The sequence below is a fragment of the Actinobaculum sp. 313 genome (assembly GCF_003073475.1).
Taxonomy (GTDB): Bacteria; Actinomycetota; Actinomycetes; order Actinomycetales; family Actinomycetaceae; genus Asp313.
On sequence record NZ_CP029033.1, the window covers coordinates 2,210,585 to 2,229,248 of the forward strand.

Sequence of the window (18,664 nt, forward strand, 5' to 3'; positions counted from 1 at the left end):
AACCCGACGAGGACGAACAGAACATGGCCAAGCACCCCGCGGCGCAGGAGGCAACAGGCGGCACCGTTGCGGGCGAACACAGCCAGGGTCGCCTCATGCGCGCTACGCTGTACTTCATACCGGATTCTGTTGAGGGGGTGTGCGCGTGACTAAACGCGTGGGGCGGGTTCCACCATCCGCCATCGCAAGTCCTTCCGTGTGGTCACGCGGTCGAGACGCCATCGACAGGGTGGCACGTGAATCGCCCGCCCGCCTTACCTTGGCTGTCTTTGCCGGTATCATCCTCCTGTTCACCGGCTTGTTACAGTTGCCCGCCGCCACCGTCAGCGGCCACCGCGCACCGTTTATCGACTCGCTTTTCACCGCGACGTCGGCCGTATGCGTTACCGGCTTGGTTACGGTGGACACTGCATCCTTCTGGTCGCCACTGGGCAAGGGCATCATCTGCATCGCCATGATGGGCGGCGGACTGGGCATCATGACCCTTGCGTCCATCCTCGGAATGGCTGTCTCCCGGCATATCGGCCTCACCCAGCGCCTGCTCGCGGCCTCTGAAACCAAGTCCCGGCTCGGGGAAGTCGGCTCCCTGGTACGAGCCGTCGTCGTCGTCGCCCTCTCCGCCCAAGCGGTGCTCTTCCTCGTCCTCATTCCGTTCTTCTTGCAACGCGGCGACGCACTACTCAACGCACTCGGTCACTCCCTGTTCATGGCGGCGTCGATTTTCAACAACGCCGGTTTTGTCATCATGCCGGAGGGTCTCACTCCGTATGTGGGCAACTGGGCGTTGACCTTGCCTATCATCCTCGGTACCTTCACCGGAGCGATCGGGTTTCCCGTTATCCTTGATATGTGGCGTAATCGAACCGCGCCGCATCGCTGGAACCTCACCACAAGAATCACTCTGGTCACCTACTTCTCTCTCTTCGTTCTCGGCGCGATAGCCTTGGGCGCCTGCGAGTGGTCGAACCCGCAAACGCTCGGTGCACTTTCCATCCCGGACCGGCTCAACGCCGCACTGCTCCACTCGGCCGACGCCCGCTCTTCCGGACTAGCCACGCTGGATGTTGGCAACATGACCGAGACCAGCTGGTTCCTCATCGACGCGCTTATGTTCGTCGGTGGCGGTTCGGCCAGCGCAGCCGGCGGAATCAAGGTGACAACGGTTGGCGTTCTTCTATTGGCGATTATCGCCGAAGCGCACGGTGATCGCGATACGGAAGCGTTCGGGAAGCGCCTGCCCACGGACGTGCTGCGCCTGGGTATTGCGGTGACCTTCGTCGGCGCCCTGATGGTACTGTTGGGAACGATTTTCTTGCTACAGGTCACCGATCTACCGCTCTCGCAGGTTCTTTTCGAGGTGATCTCCGCCTTCGCCACCTGCGGCCTTTCTACCGGGATCACACCGCTATTACCTGCGTCCGCCAAATGGATGCTGGTTATCCTCATGTATGCGGGTAGAACCGGAACTATGACTCTTGCCGCTGCCCTCGCCCTGCGCTCGCGCCAGCGGCTCATCCGTCTTCCTGAAGAACGGCCGGTTATCGGCTGATTGGCAAAGGAGAGAAGCTATGGCCAGAAGTCAGTCACGCGACAATGCCGTCCTCGTCATCGGTCTAGGACGATTTGGAACCGCCATCGCCTCCACTCTGGACGGCTTGGGCCGCGACGTCCTGGCCATTGAGAAGGATCCGGACATCGTCCAGCAGTGGTCGCATCGTTTCCACATTGTTGAGGCGGACGCCACCAATGCTGATGCATTGGCGCAGGTCGGCGCATCCGAGTTCTCCATTGCAGTGGTTGGTGTGGGAACGTCGCTGGAATCCTCCGTGCTAATCACCGCTAACCTCTCCGACATCCGCATGCCGCAGATCTGGGCGAAGGCGGTTTCGCGCTCCCACGGACGTATTCTGCGCCGGATCGGAGCGCATCACGTGGTCTATCCTGAGTACGACGCCGGAGCCCGCGTCGCGCATATGGTGACCGGACGCATGCTTGATTACATTGAGATGGAGGACGGCTTCTCCATTATCAAGATGCGCCCGCCGCGCGACATCCAGGGATTCACACTGGATGAGACCAAGGTGCGCGAACGTTTCGGAGTGCGGATTATCGGGGTGAAGTCTCCCGGCCAGCCCTTCGAATATGCCAGTGCCGATACTCATATCGGCCCGGAAGACTTGATTATCGTCTCGGGAGACTCCTCCCTGCTGGAGGCCTTCGCCAACCGCCGCTAGACGGAGTCACTGCGTTCATTGGGTTCATTGGGTTCACTGGACTCACTGGGCAAGGGGTTCACCGGGCTCACCGGGATCATTGGGCAAGGGGCGCCGCAGGGTGTGCACCCACCTGCCCGCAAGGACGGGAACCGCCGACCTCCGGCAACCTGTCGGCCGCGCAGAACTGTCGGACCCTACCCTTATGCTGTTGCTATGGCGTCACGCGTATCTGTCACTTTCACCTGCACCGAGTGCGGTTGGACCACCAACAAATGGGTCGGCCACTGCCCCCATTGCCAGGCCTGGGGAACACTGGAGGAACTTGCAGCTCCCGCACACTCCGCGCCATCGCTCAGCCCGGTATCCCCCGCACAGCCGATTACCGAGGTGTCCACGACCGCTTCGCATAAGCAGCCCACGGGTGTTGATGAACTCGACCGCGTTCTCGGCGGTGGCCTGGTTCCGGGCGCCGTCGTTCTTCTAGGCGGCGAACCGGGAATCGGTAAGTCGACTCTGCTGCTCGATGTGGCCGCTCGCGCGGCGCAGCACGCAAGCAAGTCTCGGCGTTCGCCGGTTCTCTATATCACCGGTGAGGAATCCGCCTCTCAAGTTCGCTTGCGCGCCGAACGCATCCACGCCCTGCATTCGCACCTGCATCTGGCCGCAGAATCCGATCTGGCGCGAATCCTTGGGCATGTGGAAGAAACCAAGCCCTCGCTACTCATCGTCGATTCTGTCCAGACGATCGCCGACCCGGCGGTAGAGGGCGCACCCGGCGGTGTCGCGCAGGTTCGAGCCGTCACCACGGCCCTCGTCTCGGCGGCGAAGGCGCGCTCCCTGCCCGTGGTGCTTGTTGGGCACGTGACGAAGGACGGTTCAATTGCCGGTCCTCGCGTACTAGAGCATTTGGTGGATGTGGTGTGCCAATTCGAAGGTGACCGGCACTCTCGCCTGCGTATGATCCGCACCGTTAAGAATCGCTACGGTACCACCGATGAGGTCGGCTGCTTCGAGCTGGTCGACGACGGTATTGTCGGCTTGGCGGATCCTTCCGGCCTGTTTCTCTCCTCACGGAATCTCACTGTTCCCGGCACCTGCGTCACCACAACCTTAGAGGGGCGGCGGCCCATGCCCGTCGAAGTACAAGCCCTCGTCGTGCCGACGTCGGGCTCTCCGCGCCGCACCACCAGTGGGGTGGATTCGTCGCGCGTTGCCATGGTCACCGCCGTTCTCCAGTCGCGGCTCGGTTTCGAACTAGATCGGCAGGATATCTTCGTCTCAACGGTTGGGGGTGCTCGCGCCGGGGAACCCGCTTCGGATGCCGCCATCGCCCTTTCGCTGGCCTCCGCCGTGCTGGAACTGCCACTCGCCCCGGGCGTCGTCGCCGTCGGGGAAGTCTCTCTTACCGGGGAATTGCGCCCCATCACGGGCCTACAGCAGCGCTTGCAAGAGGCCGCCCGGCTTGGATTCACCCTGGTGCTCACTCCTCCGGCCGCAGACAGTATCAAGGTGCCGGAGGGAATAACAAGGCGGCCATGCGCGGACATCGTAGCCGCCATGCACGCAGTGTTGCCAATCGAGGGGTGATCGGCGGCGACGGATAAGTGGCAGCTGACACCCATGCATCAGCCGTCCCAGGTGCCCAGCGGCACCCAGCGGACATCAAGCGCCCCGCACCCACGCACCCAGCGGACATCAAGCGCCCCGCACCCACGCACCCAGCGGCCCCACGCACCCAATCACCCAGACGCCTAGGCAGACACCGCTCGAACAAACAAGACGACACCCGCCAAACCCTAGCCCGCCGCGGTCGCCGTCAAGTGGTACTACCCGCGACAAGTAGATCGCTGACGCTGCAGGATCCTCTCGCCATCGCGCTGTCTTCCCGGTGAGTCACGCCGTCGAGTATCCGGGCTGCGTCACGTCGGCAATGAACTCACAGCCACCCCCCTGCTCCGTCCGCGCCCATTTGCTCCTTGATATGCCCGTCCGGCAATCCTGAACACACCCCGTCCGGCAATCCCAGATGCGCCTCACCTCCTAATTCCAAATACGCCGCGCCAGATGCGGCTTGAAACCGACATACTCGCGTGGTTCGCACCCGCTGGTCATGGATGTGTTTGGTCGGCCATGGATTTGCACCGACGATTCAGACTCCCCTTGGTAGTCAAGACCATGGAACTGTTTGGTCGGCTATGGATTTGCACCGACATATTCACAAAACACCGTGAAAAGACCGGAGAGCACTGAATAACCCGGAGCGAATCCGTAGTCGACCAGTTGATACACCCCACCGGAACGTATTCCCGGAAACCTCACCGGAACGTATTCCCGGAATATGTTGTCCCCAAGAAGAAGTAGACGTGAGTACACATAGGCCCTGAGAACGCATCGGCCCTGAGAGCACACCGAGAGCTTCACATGAACGCCCAGGCCCAAAGCCCCGAGTGTCGCGCTGAGGCTCGCCATTAGAAACACTGCGATTGATCACACGGCCTCAGTCGACCTTTCGTTCCGATGCCGTGAGTGGCGAGTCACTTGCGACGCCGTCACACGGCCGATACTCTCAATCCCGTAATACGCCCGTTACTCCCGATCCCGTAACGCCTGTCATTCCAGCACGAAGCTCTTGCTGGCAGAGGGGGCAGAATCACCGGCAAAGGTCAGGTTTGCCACATAGGTGCCAGCCGTCGCCGTTCCCTGACCGCTGGAACAGCCACTGGCGGAGGTGGAACCATCCCATGTCACCGTGGTCGAAGTAGAGAAATCACGGTTGAGGAGCAGCTGTTTCGACTCGCTACCCGCTTGGCATGCGGCCGTGCTGGAGAGGTGCTGCCCACCTGATTCGATCTCGACATCCATGCTGGACCAGCCGATGTCGATGTAGCACGGGTTGTCCTGCGACTTATTGGTGAGCGTGATCGTGAATGTTACCGGCGACCCCGCCGTGCTGCCCGTCGCCGTGATCTCCGCATCCACCATATCGGCAGTGCACGCCACCGGCGTATACATGGTGGTCGGATCGACGCGCACGATAGTGGAACGCTCGTGCAATTTGCCGGTTACGAACTTCGCTGCCATAGCAACACCCACAAGACCAACGATGCACAAAACACCAAGGATAATCAGCCTGTTGCGAATCTGACGCTGTTGCTGGGCTGCACGGCGCTCATTGGCCCGCATCCGGGCGACCTCACGTGTGCGCGTGGACTCGCGTGAGCGTGGCCGTGCTGAGGCCGAACCCCTGCGCGCGCCTTGACCTTGTTGTGCCATCCCGCCACGTCGCGACGCCTGCGCCTTCCGTCCGGCCTGGTTCTTCTGCTGCGAGTGCCTCCGCCGCGAGGTTGCAGAATCCTCCCCGCGATGCGCGCCACCTGCGCGGCGCGACCCCGCGTCACCCGCGCGACGTGGCTTCCCCGCTTCGGCCCGGGCATTCCCCGCCTTTGCGGTGGACGGCGAACCGCCCGCCGTTCGCGACGCCCGCTTCGCCTCACGGCCCGCATCTCGCGTACCGCGAGTGGCTTTGCCGTCACGTGCAGCGGCACCCTTCTTTCCCGCTGCGGCACGGCGACCTTCTTGAGAACGTCTCCCGTCCTGTGCACGACCCTTGCGTGCCACTCCCGGCTTTGACCGGGGGCTCTGCCGCTCCCGGCTTTTGCCTGGTTCCTCCGCATCTCGTGCCACGGCGCCCACGCTACCATTTCGCGCGCCGTCCACCGAGTGGGGCACACTGGAGAGCGTGCAAAAGGATAAGCCCGCCGTTTACCACGATGTCGTCGCCTGGTACCGGCAAAACGCCCGCAAGCTGCCCTGGCGTGAGCCGGGCACGGACGCGTGGGCCATTCTCATATGCGAAGTCATGAGCCAACAGACGCCGGTCGCACGGGTGGAACCCGCCTGGCGGCTGTGGATGGAGCGCTGGCCCACCGCAACGGCCCTCGCCACGAGTTCACCGGCGGATGTGCTGGTGGCCTGGGGTAGACTCGGCTATCCGCGCCGGGCGCTGCGACTGCGCGAGTGCGCCGCCGTCGTCGTGGAACGCCACCACGGTGTACTTCCGGCCCGGCGCGAAGAACTTCTGGCGCTACCGGGTATCGGACCGTACACGGCAGATGCACTTATTGCCTTCGCCTATCATCGCCGCTCGACCGTACTAGATACGAATATCCGCCGTGTGCTTGCCCGCTGGCAGACAGGAACAGCACTCCCGCCGCCCACACTGCGTAAAGAGGAGACATTACGCGCACAGCAGTTGGTACCGCTCCTCGACTCTGCGGCATGGTTGTGGAACGCGGCGCTGATGGAGCTCGGCGCTCTGATCTGTACAGCGCAAACGCCACGCTGCCAGCTCTGCCCACTAGCAGATAGCTGCCAGTGGCTGGCGATTGGCAAACCGCAGAGCACCCAGCCGCGCCGTACCCAGGCATTTGCCGGAACCACGCGCGAGGCACGCGGCAAAGTGATGGCCGTGCTGCGCGCCTCCCGCGGCCCGGTTACAGTTCCCCAACTGCTAAAACAGACGAACCTAGTCGAGTCGCGGTTGCGTACAGCCTTAGAGGGGCTGGTCGCCGACGGTCTGGCATGCCGCAGCGACGGCGCCTACACCCTACCCGGCCTGACGACGGCGGACCTGACTGCGGCGGATGACTCGCACTAGCTGCGCGAGTGCGCCACATGCTCCGCTGCCGCGTTCCGATTTCTATTTCACCGGCGTGAGCGCCTCACCTCCGCCCAGTACCGCCAGTACATTGTCGAGTGCCAGCTGGCACATTCTGTCGCGCGTGGCCTCGCCGGCACTCGCCGTATGCGGCGTAACAACAATCTGCGGGCGACGCAACAACTCCGGATTGACCACCGGTTCACCCTCGAAGGTGTCAATGGCGGCGCCGCGTATATGCCCCGCGTCGATCGCTTCCAGCAGGGCCTGCTCGTCAACTACACCGCCCCGTGCGCAGTTGATGAGGTAGGCCCCTCCTTCATCGCGGCGATGGTCTGCGCATTCATCAGGTGGCGAGTGGCGGGGAGGAGCGGAACGTGTAGCGAAACGATATCTGCGCGCGTAAGCAGTTCCTCTTGGGAAACGATCTCCACGCCGTCGATAACCTCCCCGGCCGTCAGCGTTGTGTCTGCCGCCAGGACCTCCATGTCGAAGGCGCGGGCACGGGCGGCAACGGCCCGTCCGATACGTCCGAAACCAATAATCCCCAGCGTCGCCCCTGCTGATACATCCAGTCCGACGAACATGCGCGGCCCCCAGATCCACTCCTCGCCTTCGTGCAGGAATCTGTCGGCCTCAACCACTCGACGGCACAACGCCAGTATCAGCGCCAGTGTGTGATCCGCCGTCGCCCCATCAAGCACGCCGGGCGTGTTCGTGATCTGCACGTTATGGCGCTGCGCTGCTTCCACATCGATATTGTCGTAGCCGACGGCGACGTTCGCCACCACCTTGAGCTGCGGGCCGGCTGCGACGAAGAACTCCTCATCGATCCGCTCCGTGAGGGTGACGATCGCGGCATCTTTCCCCGCGACGGCAGCAAGAAGTTGCGCCCGGCTTGGCGGCGCCTCCTCTCCCACCTCGAAAGAAAAACCATCCAACGTGGACAACCCGGCCAGCACGTTGTCCGTCAGGAGCCTTGCAACATACACATTCTTGGTGGCCATTTGTTCCCTGCCCTTTCCGTCCGCGCAGCCCGCGCGATGACGCTACGTAGTATCAAGTTGTTTGCGGTGATCGCGGCGCGACACAGCGCCACCGCTCGCCCTCATCAGCTGTCGGCGCTCGGGAGAAAACAGGCCTCTACCAGCTAAGGGACTCACGCCCGCGTGTTTTCATCATATCCACGCACACTCACGAGTGGCTACGGCAATACACTACTGATCATGCCGTTGACTGCGGCCGTCGTTGCATCTCGGTACCTTCGTCCTGTCCAAAACGCCGGAAGCTGACATTTACCCTACTTTCGTCCTAGGTGCGGTGCTGGCGGGGCGGCCGGGCCGGTCTCCGTCCACCCATCGGATTCACAGCACGGCGCGCCGGATGGACGCCTTACCTCTAGACTTGCCTGCGGGAGGAGTCATGAGAAGTAACGAAGTGTCCACCGAAATGCGTGACGCGCTGCGGCGCCTACGTTTTCTTCTTTGCTGCAGCGTAGGCTTGGCGCTGGGCATGCTGTTGCTCTGCCTGCTGGCACTGCTCTTCATTTCCTGGGCCACCGATGCCACAGCCAAACAGCTGCCGCTCATGTTAGTGGCTCCCGGCGCTTGCCTTCTTCTGGCGAGCGGGGCCGTACTGTTTCTCGCCATTCGCTCCACCGCGTGGCACTCCGCATACCGGAGCGCAGCCGACGTGCTACGCATTTTGGCCATTCTCAGTGTTCTTGCCACTGCGGCCTGCGCCATCCTCTTTATCCCGCGCGCCGCACTGCAAACGGTGCTGCTGACGCTTCTCTGCCTGCAAGTGCCGGTTGCCCAGTTCTTCTTGTCCCGGCATTTGCGCCGGGCGACGGCGGGTATCGGCGAAGAGCAGCCCTAACCACGATCCCACCACCAGATTGCACTCGCCTGTTTCGACTCTCCACCTGCGGCGTACCGGTCTTTTGCCGGAACACCAAGGCAAGGTAGTCCCTGCTCAATACAGCTCTTTGAGCATGCGGGTGTTGCCCAGCGTATTAGGCTTCATCTTCGCGAGGTCGAGGAACTCTGCAATGCCGTCGTCGTGCGAACGCAGCATCTCTTGAAATACATCGGTGCCAACAGGAGTACCCGCAATGGGATGGAAACCATGCCGGGCAAAGAAGTCCACTTCAAAGGTCAAGCAGAACAGCCTTTTCAAGCCCAAAGTCCGAGCCCTCTCCTCGAGCTTTCCGAGCAAACGATGCCCCACCCCGGCACCGAGGAATTCTTCGGCGACGGCGAGTGTGCGTATCTCCGCAATGTCATCCCACAGCACATGCAGTGCACCGCAACCGATCACACGTTCATCCTCACAGGCCACGATGAACTCCTGCACATCCTCGAAGTAGGAGATGAGTTCCTTGGAAATGAGAATGCGTCGGGCGGAGTAGGGGGCAACAATGGCTGCGATTGCTCGCACATCGGAAGGACGGGCAGGACGGAAGCGGATAGTCACTCGGCTATTCCAGCATGACCGGGCCGCGCATGCCAACGGCGTTCGTTTTCCTCAATGACGCGCCGCGCACATTCGTCGTCGACAATAAGATCCGTCACCGCGCCGGAACGTAGCACACCCGCCAAGGCCGTAGCCTTCGCAGGACCGGCAGCAACGCATATACGCCGAGGAATCCGTGCCAGTTCGGCGGGAGTGGGCCCGGAGGCGCGCGAATTGATCTCAATATCGGCATAACTGCCGTTGGCTCGAACAAGGACCGTACACACGTCCCCGACGACGCCGTCGCGACGCAGCCTCAACACCTCTTCGCCGCTCATGTAACCACCGGCATACACATGCGAGGCGACCGGGGCGGAGAATGCACCGACACCGAAAACGGCGATATCCGCTCCCCTGCCAGCATCTCGGACAGCGGCGATGGAACGTTCTCGCCACATGGCGGCCCGCGTGGAGGCGTAGTCGAAGAACGCCGGCACCGGGAAGGCGAGAATCTTCGCACCGAAGGCACGCCCGAAGTTTCCCAGCAGTTCCCCCACGTATGGGATACCGGTTGTCACGGGATTGGCGGCGCCGTTGAGCTGGACGATAGTCACGCGTTCCAGCGGCTTCGGTACCAGCCGCTCGGAAATGGCCGACACCGTGGTACCCCAGGCAATACCCAGGGTCATGCCGTCTTCCAGGGCCTCGCTGATCATGGCACCGGCCACCGATGCCACTTTCTCCAGGCGCCGCAGTTCGGTGGTCGCCTGGGGCGTAGGCACAATGGTCACCCTGACGTTGTACATATCCCCAGCTGAGAGGCTAGCGTTCCGGTTGGTTCTTGCGGAGCGTGTAAAGAGATCCGTACCAGGCCTTCATTACGCGCTGACGCCACCAAACGAGACACGGTCGACCGGGACAATCCCATCTTCTTCGCGATCGACTCCATCGTTTGCTGCTCCAGGTAGTAGAGCAACGCCGCCTCATACGCGAGACGACGACGTTCCGCACTATCAGCCATGGCTCCATTATGCACGGTTTCCCGCCGCGACATTGCACCAACGCACATTGTCACTCCAGCCACACCGAATACCTGCACCTTATAACCTTGAGATATGTCTGGCACGAAGCTTTCTTGCGATGTCGTTGTCATTGGCGGTGGAGCCACCGGCGTTGGCGTGCTCCGCGATGCCGCAATGCGCGGCCTTTCAGCAATCCTGGTCGAAAGAGTTGATCTGGGCCAGGGCACGACGGGCCGATACCACGGTCTACTCCATTCCGGAGGACGCTACGTGGTATCCGATCCCGAGTCAGCCACCGAGTGTGCCGAGGAGAACGCCATCCTCACCCGCATTCACCCCGACGCTGTCGAGGCAACCGGTGGCCTCTTCGTCGCCGTCGCCGGTGACGACGAATCCTATCCTGACCGTTTTCTTGCCGGGGCCGAGGCCACCGGCGTTCCCACCTCCGAGATCACGGTGGCCGAGGCACTGCGCCGGGAGCCACGCCTCAACCCGCAGATCTTCCGCGCCTTCGAGGTGCATGATGGCACCGTTGACGGATGGCGGATGGTGTGGGGAGCCGCCGACTCCGCCCGCCAATATGGAGCGCAGGTGCTCACCTATCACCGCGTCACTGGTATTGAGGTGCGCGACGGCGCCGTCGCCGCGGTCATCTGCCATGGCGATAAAACCGGTGAGGACGTCACCATTGACTGCCGGGCCGTTGTTAACGCTGCCGGGCCGTGGGCCGGAAAGATCGCCGAGCTTGCCGGTGAGCAGGATGTCGAGGTCGTTCCCGGCCGCGGCATTATGATCGCCATGAACCATCGCCTGGTGAACCGGGTTGTTAACCGCTGTGTTTACCCGGCCGACGGCGACATCCTGGTCCCCGTGCACACCGTGTCGATTATCGGTACCACCGACGCCCGTGCCTCCGATCCCGACCGGTTGGCAATCGAGCCCGCCGAGGTCCAGCAGATGCTTGACGCCGGAGAACAATTGATCCCCGGCTTCCGCCAGGCCCGTGCCTTGCATGCGTGGGCGGGCGCTCGGCCGCTTCTGAAGGATCGGCGAGTCAGCGCCGATGACACCCGGCATATGTCGCGCAATATGAGTGTTATCACCCATGATGTGCGCGGCCTAGTGACCGTAGCCGGAGGCAAACTGACCACTTACCGGCTCATGGCCGCCCGCACCATGGATGCGGTATGCCAAGTGCTGGGCGAGAATCGCCCCTGCCGCACCGCCGACGAAGCGGTTGCCACCGGCTCGACGTACAAGGTCACGCACCGCCTAGGCGAGGTGGAGAAGGCAAAGAAGGCCTCCCACGGTCTGCCCGATCCAGACCCGGTAATCTGCGAATGCGAGCTTGTCACCAAGTCGATGATCACGGATCTTCTCGCGGCACAGCCAACTGCCACCTTCGACGATCTACGCCGCCAACTCCGCATCGGAATGGGACCATGCCAAGGCGGGTTCTGTGCCTCGCGCACCGCCGGAATTGCGCACGAGTCCGGTTGTTGGAGCGCGGCGCAGAGCACGGAACTGCTGCGCCTGTTCTTGAAGAACCGGTGGAACGGCATCTACCCCATTCTTTCCGGAGCGCAGGCGCGCGAGGCCTCGCTGGACGAGTGGATTTACCAAGGCACATACAGCATTGATGCGCTCCCGGTAACGGATCTACCCGCCGGTGCCGAGCTTGTATCTGCTACGCCGTATCCATCGCCGGGCCCAAACCCGGCGGCCAGCACTGGAGACACTCAGAGCACGGACTCCGCCAGTGGAACCAGTACCGCAAACTCGAGCGGAGAGGGGAAGTGACATGACAACCGTAGTCATTGGGGCAGGCATTGCCGGGCTTACTGCGGCGATTATGGCACGCAAGGTCGGCGAGGATGTCACCGTGGTGACCGTCGGCTTCGGAGGGTTGCAACTCGGCCAGGGCACGCTTGACATATTCGGGGCTCCGCGGCCGCTTGAGATGATCGGTAAACTACCCGCAGGTCACCCCTACACCGTCATCACCGAGGAGTCATTGCGTGCCGGCTGCGCGGCCTTCATGGAGATTGTTCCGCTGCAGGGCAGCCTGGAAGAGACCACGGTTCTTCCCACCGCATTGGGCGCGCTGCGCCGCACGAGTTTCTTCCCCGCATCCATGGCGGCCGGAAGTGTCGACGACGGCGCCCGCTACCTGCTGGTCGGGTTCAGCGGTCTGAAGGACTTCTATCCACTCCTTGCGGCAGAGAATCTACGCAGTCAGGGTGTCGAGGCCCGCGCCGAAGTGCTTGAGCTCGTAGCATCCGGGGATACGTCGCTTCCCTACTCGCGGATGCTCGCCGATCCGGCCGCCGCCGAGTCACTTGGAAAGCGACTGGGAGAATTGGCACAGGAAGGCGAGCGCATCGGTATTGCCGCTGTCGCCCGCGAGGATGCCGCCGCACGGATCGAGCAGGCCGCCGGGCATCCGGTATTCCAGATCCCGACGGCGCCGCCGTCCATCTCCGGTCTGCAAATGAACGAAAAACTGCGCCAGGCCTGCGTCGATATGCGCATTCGCATGTTCTTAAACGGCAAGGCAGTTGGTGCGGTGACCTCCGGTGACCGTGTGAGCGCTGTGAAGGTGCAGGTGGCGGGATCGGTGAAGGAACTGCCTGCGGATCACGTCGTCTACGCCGGTGGCGGTCTCGATTCAGGCGCCCTGCTGTACGATTCCTACGGCGAGCTCTCGGATACCGTATTCTCGCTGCCCGTCGTCGGCGCGGAGAATCCTGTGCACGGCGACTATCTGGGCCAGCGGCAGCCGCTGTTTGCTGCCGGTTTGGCCGTTGACGCCGATATGCGGCCGCTGGATGGCGACCGTCCCGTCTACACGAATGTGCACGCGGTGGGCGGCATGCTCGCCGGTGCCCAACGTGCCCATGAGAAATCTGGCGAGGGTATTGCGCTTGGAAGCGCCGCGCAGGCCGTCGCCGCTATGCAAAGGAGCGACGCATGACAGCCCTCGACAACGCCCGCGCATCGTTGGCACGGGCCAGCCTCGACCAGTGCGTCAAATGCACGATCTGCGAAACACAGTGCCCAGTGGCGGAGGCGACCCCGCTGTTCCCTGGGCCGAAGTATGTAGGACCGCAGGCGGAAAGGCTGCGGCACGGAGAGTCTGTGGACTACTCGCTTGACTACTGCTCCGGCTGCTCGATTTGTTCCACCGTGTGCCCGCAGGGAGTGAAGATCGCCGAGATCAACGCGCAGGCTCGCGCGGTGATGAAGGCCAACCATATGCCTTTGCGTGACCGCCTGATTACGCAGACGGAACTGGAGGGCAAGCTGCTGACGCCCTTCGCACCGATTGCCAATGCGGCTCTGAAGAATCGACCGATTCGCAAGGTTGTTTCCGCCGTCGTCGGCGTACACGAGGATGCGCCGATGCCCAAGGCGCAGCGGCATAGCTTCCAGCACTGGTTCAAACGGCATACGCCGGTCGCCGCCCCGACCCGCGGCCCTCTCGTGTTCTTCCACGGCTGCGCGGGCGGCTACTTCGAAGTCGAGACTTCCAAGGCCACGGTTGAAGTGCTGGAATACCTGGGATACGAGGTGATCGTGCCGCCGCAGGGCTGCTGTGGCCTCGCTTTCCAGTCCAACGGACTGTTTGACAGCGCGGCCAAGAAGGTTCGCAAACTGGCGAACCAGTTGCGTGCGGCCGGCGAAGACCTCACGATCATATCGTCGTCGGGTTCCTGTGCCGGCATGATGCGCCACGAGGCCCACGAGATCATGGGTCTCGAGGACTCGGAGTTACTCGATGTAGGCTCCCGGATGGTGGAAACCTCCGAGTTCTTGGTGGAGCTTCTACACAAGGGCGAGTTCCCGGTGGGGGATCTGCGCAGGATTAACGCGGTCATTCCTTACCACCAGCCGTGCCAGGTGAAATCGCAGGGCATTGGCAAGCCCGCCATTGAGCTGATGGAGGCCATCCCGGGGGTCACGGTGATTGAGTCCGGGCGTGGCTGCTGCGGCATCGCCGGAACCTATGGCCTGAAGAAGGAGAAGTACGAGGTTGCCCAGCGGGTGGGCCGTCCGCTCTTCGACATGGTTCGCAGCACTAACCCCAATCTGGCCGCCTGCGAGACGGAGACCTGCCGCTGGCAGATCCGCAAGGGCAGTGGCGCGGAAGTTATTCACCCCGTGCAGCTGATCCACGCCGCGCTGGGTCTGGGTGGGGCCGAGTTGGTGGAGCAAGCCGAGCGCGCCGGGACTGCGGTGCGCTGAGGAGAGTTGCGGTCCAAGTCTTCTGAGGGAAGTTGCGGCCCAAGTCTACTGAGGAGAGCTGCCCAGGTGTATTGAAGGAGGGGTGCGGCCCAGGTGCACGGATGCTGGATGTCATGCGCCAGGGGCCGCAGCCTTGCCCCACCGGGCGTCGTATGCCCGGCCTGCGACCTTGTTCCCCCGGCATCATGCAGAGATTAGCCAGCTGGATGTCGTGCACCGGGACCGCACTGTCGTCGTGCACCGGGCACCCTGTCAGAGCGCACGAACACAATCCTTCTCCCGAATTCTCCGGGTTTTCCGCAAAACTCCGCGAATAACCCGCAAAACTGCCAAAACCCGGAGAATCTGGGGCAGCGCGCAATGGCGGGGCGTTAAGAGTCCCGTTGCGCCTCTTCCCTTGGGCTGTCAACCTACGCTATCGAGCGGATCTGCTTGTGAAGCATGTCGGCACCTGCTCCCTGCACGGTCAACCTCCGCGCCCTTCACATGCTGTATACCGTCTCGGCGGCAAACTACCTATTCGGTGTAAGCAGCCAGATCGAGAGTGGCATCGGCCCGCGCGGCAACCGTCGGATCGTGAGTAACGACGAGCAACGCCGCACCGCGCTCACGTACGGTGGCGAACAGCTGCTCGGCGACGGCGTCGCGGGTGATCGTATCCAGCGAGCCGGTGGGCTCGTCCGCGAGAACGAGTTCAGGATCCGTTGCCAAGGCACGCACCAGAGCGGTACGCTGCCTCTCCCCGCCGGAGAGGTCAGCAGCGCGGGTGTCGGCGGGAACGCCAACCTCCTCCACCAGTTTGCGCGCCTTCTCGATACGCGGTTCCTTGCCGCCCGGCTGGTTGAGCATGAGGGCGACGGCGATATTCTCCGCTGCGGTCAACTCGGGCAACAACTCGCCGTCTTGGAAGACCACCCCAATATGCTCGCGGCGGATTTGCGCGGCCTGCGCCGGCTTGGCCGAGGAGATCTCTTCCCCAGCGACCTCGATACGCCCTTGCTCGGCTGAGTCATGCCAAGAATGGCGGCGAGCAAAGTCGATTTCCCGGAACCGGATGGCCCCACCACTGCCAGGCTCTGCCCGCCCTCCACACTCAGTGACAGACCGGAGAACAGGGTTCTGGACGGAACGGTGCAGGAAACATTTTCAACGGTCAGGATCATCGGGAACCTACCTTCCATGTATTCAAGGCGCGACGAGATGAGTACAGAGCGGATATCCAACCAAAGAAGACAATCACCGCAGCAACCACACAGGCGGCTATTGCGAAGGGGATCAAAGCGGCTGTGGCCGTGAAAAGACTCAGAGCCAATGCCGAGCGGAGCATCGCGGACAGGATCAAGCCACCGCCGATGCCAATAAGTGGGGGCAGGCACACGCGGATAGTGCATACCTTCCGCAGCATATCGGGCGACCCGGCCAGGACCGTGGTTGGTGCCAACCGCCGAGCCGTCGTCCTTGTGTCTTCCGCCAGTTGCAGGACCACCGCCAGCAGGGCCACTGCCAGGGCAATAACACCCAGCCATATGATCCAGGACAGCTGCTGTCCGTTCGCGAGCGAACCTCCATAGCTGCCTTCCTCTGGCGCTTCAACGTGCCACATAGGAGCGGTTTGTGCGGCGACAATGCTCTTGATCTCGATGGAGTCGAGCGTTTCGCCGGGGGCAGATACAAGAGCATATGTATAAACGCCCTCCCAATTTGCCTGGTCTGCAGCCAACAGGTCCGACATTTCTGACCAGTGCAGAACCTCATCACGGTTATCACCGCCGGACGACAAGTAGTCAAGATAGCTGTCGAGCAAGGTATCCCCACTGTTGTGCCCGCTCAGCGTAGCAATATCGACCGAATCGTCATATGCGGCGAGAGTTGTCGTAAGAACGCCTCTCTCATCCTCGCCGTACCTAGCAATAAGAATCTCCAAATCCGGTGACGATTCTTCTAGTGCTTCAAATACCTGTGAAATCCGACTTGTATCCGCTCCTGGTAGCGCGGTCAGCTCAATGACCCGTCCACGATAGGCTGCGTACGCTCTCAGGGCTTCTTCTGTAGATTCACCGTGCGAACTGAGTATTCCATATGCCTGTGAAGAGATTATCAACGCAGCACTCAGAAGTGCTGCCACGCTGGAGACAACTCTGGCATTCGACTCAAGGCCTGCGGCGCCGATAATCGCTCCGGGATCATTACTCTCGTGTCCGCGCTTTCTGATAGTGACAGCCCATTCCCGCAGCAGCATCCCGAAAAGGTCCCGTTGCGTGAACAACACGACGAGAAGCACTGCCGCATAGACGTAAAATAGCCCGATGGACGCCGTTTTTTGGGATAGCAGTAGGAAAATCACAACCAATGGAGTGCTTAACAAACAGACACCAGCTCGAACCTTGCTATAGGCCAGTGGACGATCTTCCGGGCGGTTCTTACTTCGCATACGCGGTGCGCGCACCGAAAGAAACATTAGAAGCGCAACGTATAGCGCAAGAAAAGTGACAATGAGAAAAGCGATGACCCACCATGCTGCCCTTACATCGCCTGCTTGCACCACATAGCTCCGTGCCGGAACGTGAATGTCAGCGACATACCAGGGGACGCAGCAGGCGATCCCGATAATCCCGCCAAGTGCAAGCGGCCGCCACAGTTTGCCGAATTGCCATTTGGCACGTTCACGAGTGGAGTACCCCAGCGTGAACAAGACCGTATTGTCCGCTCGCCGCTCGACAAGTTCATCTCGTGCACCAACACCCGCCAATAGTGCAACCGCAAGCCCCACAGTCAGCACATATACCAAGAGAAAGCGGATAAGCGGCTTACGAGCCACCGCATCACCCAGCCAACCGCCATCACTATGACCGCCAAAGCCGGACACTCGATACATGTTCTCGCTATCGGCAATCTCGTGGCGGGGGTGGATATAGGCAAGTTTCTCCGTTGGGGAGGCAAGACCCTCCGGGCCAATCACCCCTATGACGGCTCCGTACCGGGTAGCGAAACCTTCACTTTCCGGGGCGGCCGCCAAGGCAGGTGATAAGAGCACCTCACCCTCGCCGGGCCACTCATCGACTCCGGGAGGAGTCGGCGCATCGGAACTCTGCGGAATCACGTAGACAATCGAGAATTCCTCATAGTTCGAGGCAAGAGCGTCGTGAACATCCCGATAAAGCAGCGGCGCAACTACATCTTCGTCCGCCGACACTATAGTACGCGCTCCGTCGCGGGCCGTAACGCCGTCGTACACGGCAATAATCACACCCGCACCAAAGGCGGCAAACACGACGCACACCGTCGCGATGACCAAGCTCAGTGGGCTAAAACGCCCCCGATGGGCCCGGCGGGAACGAAACCCAAACTCACTGAGCGAGGTAGCCAAACGGGCACCCGGCGCCTTCACGAGGCGCGGTCCGGCAGCCTTGACGGGGCGCGAAGCGGATGTACTGGCAGATTCAGCCGGTGCGTTGCCGGCGAGCTTTGCACCTGCAGTGTCACCGGGTTCTACCGCTCGAGTCGCGGCCCGAGCATCAGTATGCTCTGCTCCCTGCTTTCGAGGGGAACGATGTGCCATCGCCGTTACCGCCTCGTGGGGATGCGCCAAGTACTGCCACCAGTTCCGGTGAGGCATTGAGAGTTTCGGGTGAGCATGCTAAATGCGCAACGATGCCGCATGGGTCCTCCAGAACTTCTTGAGGAGATAAGTAGTTCGTAATTGCCTTGAGGTTAGGACATCCGCACCGCCATATCAAGGGAAAACGCCGGCGGTACCTCGTTTGCTTGGTCGGACGCCTGCGATCCTTGGTACAGAACAGTCGGGTACGAAGCGAGACGGATGTTCATGGCGGACAGCAACCTGCCGCCCTTGGTACAGAACGCTTGGGCGACGATGTCATTCTGCCATTGACGCCGCCCGGGTCACCGTTCCCAGGCTGTTATTGATATCAACCACGTTACCGATGGCCGACCACTACTAACGCCACCTACACACCGACGCCAGGTCGCTCCTGACGCCGCCCGGGTCACCGTTGCTATGCCGCTGCTGACGCCACCCACGTCACCAATGTAAGGCTGCTACGGTCGAC

General features: G+C 61.9%; 17 protein-coding genes. 9 read left to right on the top strand and 8 right to left on the bottom strand.

Annotation, left to right across the window (positions count from 1 at the left end; all coding sequences use genetic code 11):
• Nucleotides 1–23 precede the first annotated feature (23 nt).
• The 4 genes from DDD63_RS13230 (at nucleotide 24) to radA (ending at nucleotide 3,803) form a co-directional block, all read left to right on the top strand.
• A complete protein-coding gene (locus DDD63_RS13230) occupies nucleotides 24–149 on the top strand; it encodes a hypothetical protein (protein WP_276308079.1) in 126 nt (41 codons plus the stop codon).
• Complete coding sequence (locus DDD63_RS09580) at nucleotides 146–1,549, top strand: potassium transporter TrkG (protein WP_240611247.1); 1,404 nt, start codon at nucleotides 146–148, stop codon at nucleotides 1,547–1,549. Before DDD63_RS13230 ends, DDD63_RS09580 begins: the two co-directional genes overlap by 4 nt.
• A 19-nt stretch (nucleotides 1,550–1,568) precedes the next feature.
• The gene (locus tag DDD63_RS09585; protein ID WP_108716177.1) at nucleotides 1,569–2,234 is read left to right on the top strand and encodes a TrkA family potassium uptake protein; all 666 of its coding nucleotides are present in this window, start codon (nucleotides 1,569–1,571) and stop codon (nucleotides 2,232–2,234) included.
• Nucleotides 2,235–2,429: 195 nt separating this feature from the next.
• Nucleotides 2,430–3,803, top strand: a complete 1,374-nt coding sequence (gene radA / locus DDD63_RS09590) for a DNA repair protein RadA (protein WP_108716178.1) — start codon at nucleotides 2,430–2,432, stop codon at nucleotides 3,801–3,803.
• Between the two features lie 1,023 nt (nucleotides 3,804–4,826).
• On the opposite strand, the gene DDD63_RS09595 is transcribed toward radA, so the two are convergent.
• Complete coding sequence (locus DDD63_RS09595) at nucleotides 4,827–5,900, bottom strand: hypothetical protein (protein WP_125482498.1); 1,074 nt, start codon at nucleotides 5,898–5,900, stop codon at nucleotides 4,827–4,829.
• Nucleotides 5,901–5,955: 55 nt separating this feature from the next.
• Here DDD63_RS09595 and DDD63_RS09600 point away from each other — a divergent pair, with 55 nt between their 5' ends.
• The gene (locus DDD63_RS09600; RefSeq protein WP_108716180.1) at nucleotides 5,956–6,873 is read left to right on the top strand and encodes an A/G-specific adenine glycosylase; all 918 of its coding nucleotides are present in this window, start codon (nucleotides 5,956–5,958) and stop codon (nucleotides 6,871–6,873) included.
• Between the two features lie 42 nt (nucleotides 6,874–6,915).
• Here DDD63_RS09600 and DDD63_RS12975 read toward each other — a convergent pair whose 3' ends face one another.
• Both DDD63_RS12975 and DDD63_RS09605 read right to left on the bottom strand, forming a co-directional pair.
• Nucleotides 6,916–7,071 carry a hypothetical protein gene (locus DDD63_RS12975; RefSeq protein ID WP_240611248.1) on the bottom strand — a complete coding sequence of 52 codons (156 nt, stop codon included), beginning with the start codon at nucleotides 7,069–7,071 and terminating at the stop codon, nucleotides 6,916–6,918.
• An 80-nt stretch (nucleotides 7,072–7,151) separates the two neighbouring features.
• The gene (locus DDD63_RS09605) at nucleotides 7,152–7,880 is read right to left on the bottom strand and encodes an NAD(P)-dependent oxidoreductase (protein WP_205647239.1); all 729 of its coding nucleotides are present in this window, start codon (nucleotides 7,878–7,880) and stop codon (nucleotides 7,152–7,154) included.
• Between the two features lie 415 nt (nucleotides 7,881–8,295).
• Here DDD63_RS09605 and DDD63_RS09610 point away from each other — a divergent pair, with 415 nt between their 5' ends.
• Complete coding sequence (locus tag DDD63_RS09610) at nucleotides 8,296–8,751, top strand: hypothetical protein (protein WP_108716181.1); 456 nt, start codon at nucleotides 8,296–8,298, stop codon at nucleotides 8,749–8,751.
• Nucleotides 8,752–8,847: 96 nt separating this feature from the next.
• Here the strand turns inward: DDD63_RS09610 and DDD63_RS09615 are convergent, their stop codons facing one another.
• Genes DDD63_RS09615 through DDD63_RS12980 form a run of 3 tightly spaced genes read right to left on the bottom strand, consistent with a single transcriptional unit; the run spans nucleotide 8,848 to nucleotide 10,348 of the window.
• Nucleotides 8,848–9,348, bottom strand: coding sequence for an amino-acid N-acetyltransferase (locus DDD63_RS09615; protein WP_108716182.1), 501 nt, complete (start codon nucleotides 9,346–9,348; stop codon nucleotides 8,848–8,850).
• Nucleotides 9,345–10,133 (bottom strand): sugar-binding domain-containing protein, encoded by a 789-nt coding sequence (locus DDD63_RS09620; protein ID WP_240611249.1) that lies wholly within the window; start codon nucleotides 10,131–10,133, stop codon nucleotides 9,345–9,347. Before DDD63_RS09620 ends, DDD63_RS09615 begins: the two co-directional genes overlap by 4 nt.
• Nucleotides 10,115–10,348, bottom strand: coding sequence for a helix-turn-helix domain-containing protein (locus DDD63_RS12980; protein WP_240611250.1), 234 nt, complete (start codon nucleotides 10,346–10,348; stop codon nucleotides 10,115–10,117). Before DDD63_RS12980 ends, DDD63_RS09620 begins: the two co-directional genes overlap by 19 nt.
• Before the next feature lie 94 nt (nucleotides 10,349–10,442).
• On the opposite strand from DDD63_RS12980, the gene glpA reads away from it, so the two are divergent.
• The 3 genes from glpA to DDD63_RS09635 are packed head-to-tail and all read left to right on the top strand — an operon-like array spanning nucleotide 10,443 to nucleotide 14,594.
• A complete protein-coding gene (glpA, locus tag DDD63_RS09625) occupies nucleotides 10,443–12,149 on the top strand; it encodes an anaerobic glycerol-3-phosphate dehydrogenase subunit GlpA (RefSeq protein WP_108716183.1) in 1,707 nt (568 codons plus the stop codon).
• Nucleotide 12,150: 1 nt separating this feature from the next.
• The gene (locus DDD63_RS09630; RefSeq protein WP_108716184.1) at nucleotides 12,151–13,323 is read left to right on the top strand and encodes an FAD-binding protein; all 1,173 of its coding nucleotides are present in this window, start codon (nucleotides 12,151–12,153) and stop codon (nucleotides 13,321–13,323) included.
• On the top strand, nucleotides 13,320–14,594 hold the full coding sequence (locus DDD63_RS09635) for an anaerobic glycerol-3-phosphate dehydrogenase subunit C (RefSeq protein ID WP_108716185.1): 1,275 nt from the start codon (nucleotides 13,320–13,322) through the stop codon (nucleotides 14,592–14,594). The genes DDD63_RS09630 and DDD63_RS09635 overlap by 4 nt, the downstream gene beginning before the upstream one ends.
• 516 nt (nucleotides 14,595–15,110) lie before the next feature.
• Here DDD63_RS09635 and DDD63_RS09640 read toward each other — a convergent pair.
• Both DDD63_RS09640 and DDD63_RS09645 read right to left on the bottom strand, forming a co-directional pair.
• The gene (locus DDD63_RS09640) at nucleotides 15,111–15,731 is read right to left on the bottom strand and encodes an ATP-binding cassette domain-containing protein (RefSeq protein ID WP_205647394.1); all 621 of its coding nucleotides are present in this window, start codon (nucleotides 15,729–15,731) and stop codon (nucleotides 15,111–15,113) included.
• 22 nt (nucleotides 15,732–15,753) lie between these two features.
• Nucleotides 15,754–18,153 carry a hypothetical protein gene (locus DDD63_RS09645; RefSeq protein ID WP_108716186.1) on the bottom strand — a complete coding sequence of 800 codons (2,400 nt, stop codon included), beginning with the start codon at nucleotides 18,151–18,153 and terminating at the stop codon, nucleotides 15,754–15,756.
• Between the last annotated feature and the right edge of the window lie 511 nt (nucleotides 18,154–18,664).

What these genes read in the sequence shown, in the direction of transcription:
- DDD63_RS09645 (WP_108716186.1), bottom strand. Translation starts at nt 18,153, where the DNA reads ATGGCACATCGTTCCCCTCGAAAGCAGGGAGCAGAGCATACTGATGCT.
- DDD63_RS09630 (WP_108716184.1), top strand. Translation starts at nt 12,151, where the DNA reads ATGACAACCGTAGTCATTGGGGCAGGCATTGCCGGGCTTACTGCGGCG.
- DDD63_RS09585 (WP_108716177.1), top strand. Translation starts at nt 1,569, where the DNA reads ATGGCCAGAAGTCAGTCACGCGACAATGCCGTCCTCGTCATCGGTCTA.
- radA (WP_108716178.1), top strand. Translation starts at nt 2,430, where the DNA reads ATGGCGTCACGCGTATCTGTCACTTTCACCTGCACCGAGTGCGGTTGG.
- DDD63_RS09635 (WP_108716185.1), top strand. Translation starts at nt 13,320, where the DNA reads ATGACAGCCCTCGACAACGCCCGCGCATCGTTGGCACGGGCCAGCCTC.
- glpA (WP_108716183.1), top strand. Translation starts at nt 10,443, where the DNA reads ATGTCTGGCACGAAGCTTTCTTGCGATGTCGTTGTCATTGGCGGTGGA.
- DDD63_RS09610 (WP_108716181.1), top strand. Translation starts at nt 8,296, where the DNA reads ATGAGAAGTAACGAAGTGTCCACCGAAATGCGTGACGCGCTGCGGCGC.
- DDD63_RS09605 (WP_205647239.1), bottom strand. Translation starts at nt 7,880, where the DNA reads ATGGCCACCAAGAATGTGTATGTTGCAAGGCTCCTGACGGACAACGTG.
- DDD63_RS09620 (WP_240611249.1), bottom strand. Translation starts at nt 10,133, where the DNA reads ATGTACAACGTCAGGGTGACCATTGTGCCTACGCCCCAGGCGACCACC.
- DDD63_RS13230 (WP_276308079.1), top strand. Translation starts at nt 24, where the DNA reads ATGGCCAAGCACCCCGCGGCGCAGGAGGCAACAGGCGGCACCGTTGCG.
- DDD63_RS12980 (WP_240611250.1), bottom strand. Translation starts at nt 10,348, where the DNA reads ATGGCTGATAGTGCGGAACGTCGTCGTCTCGCGTATGAGGCGGCGTTG.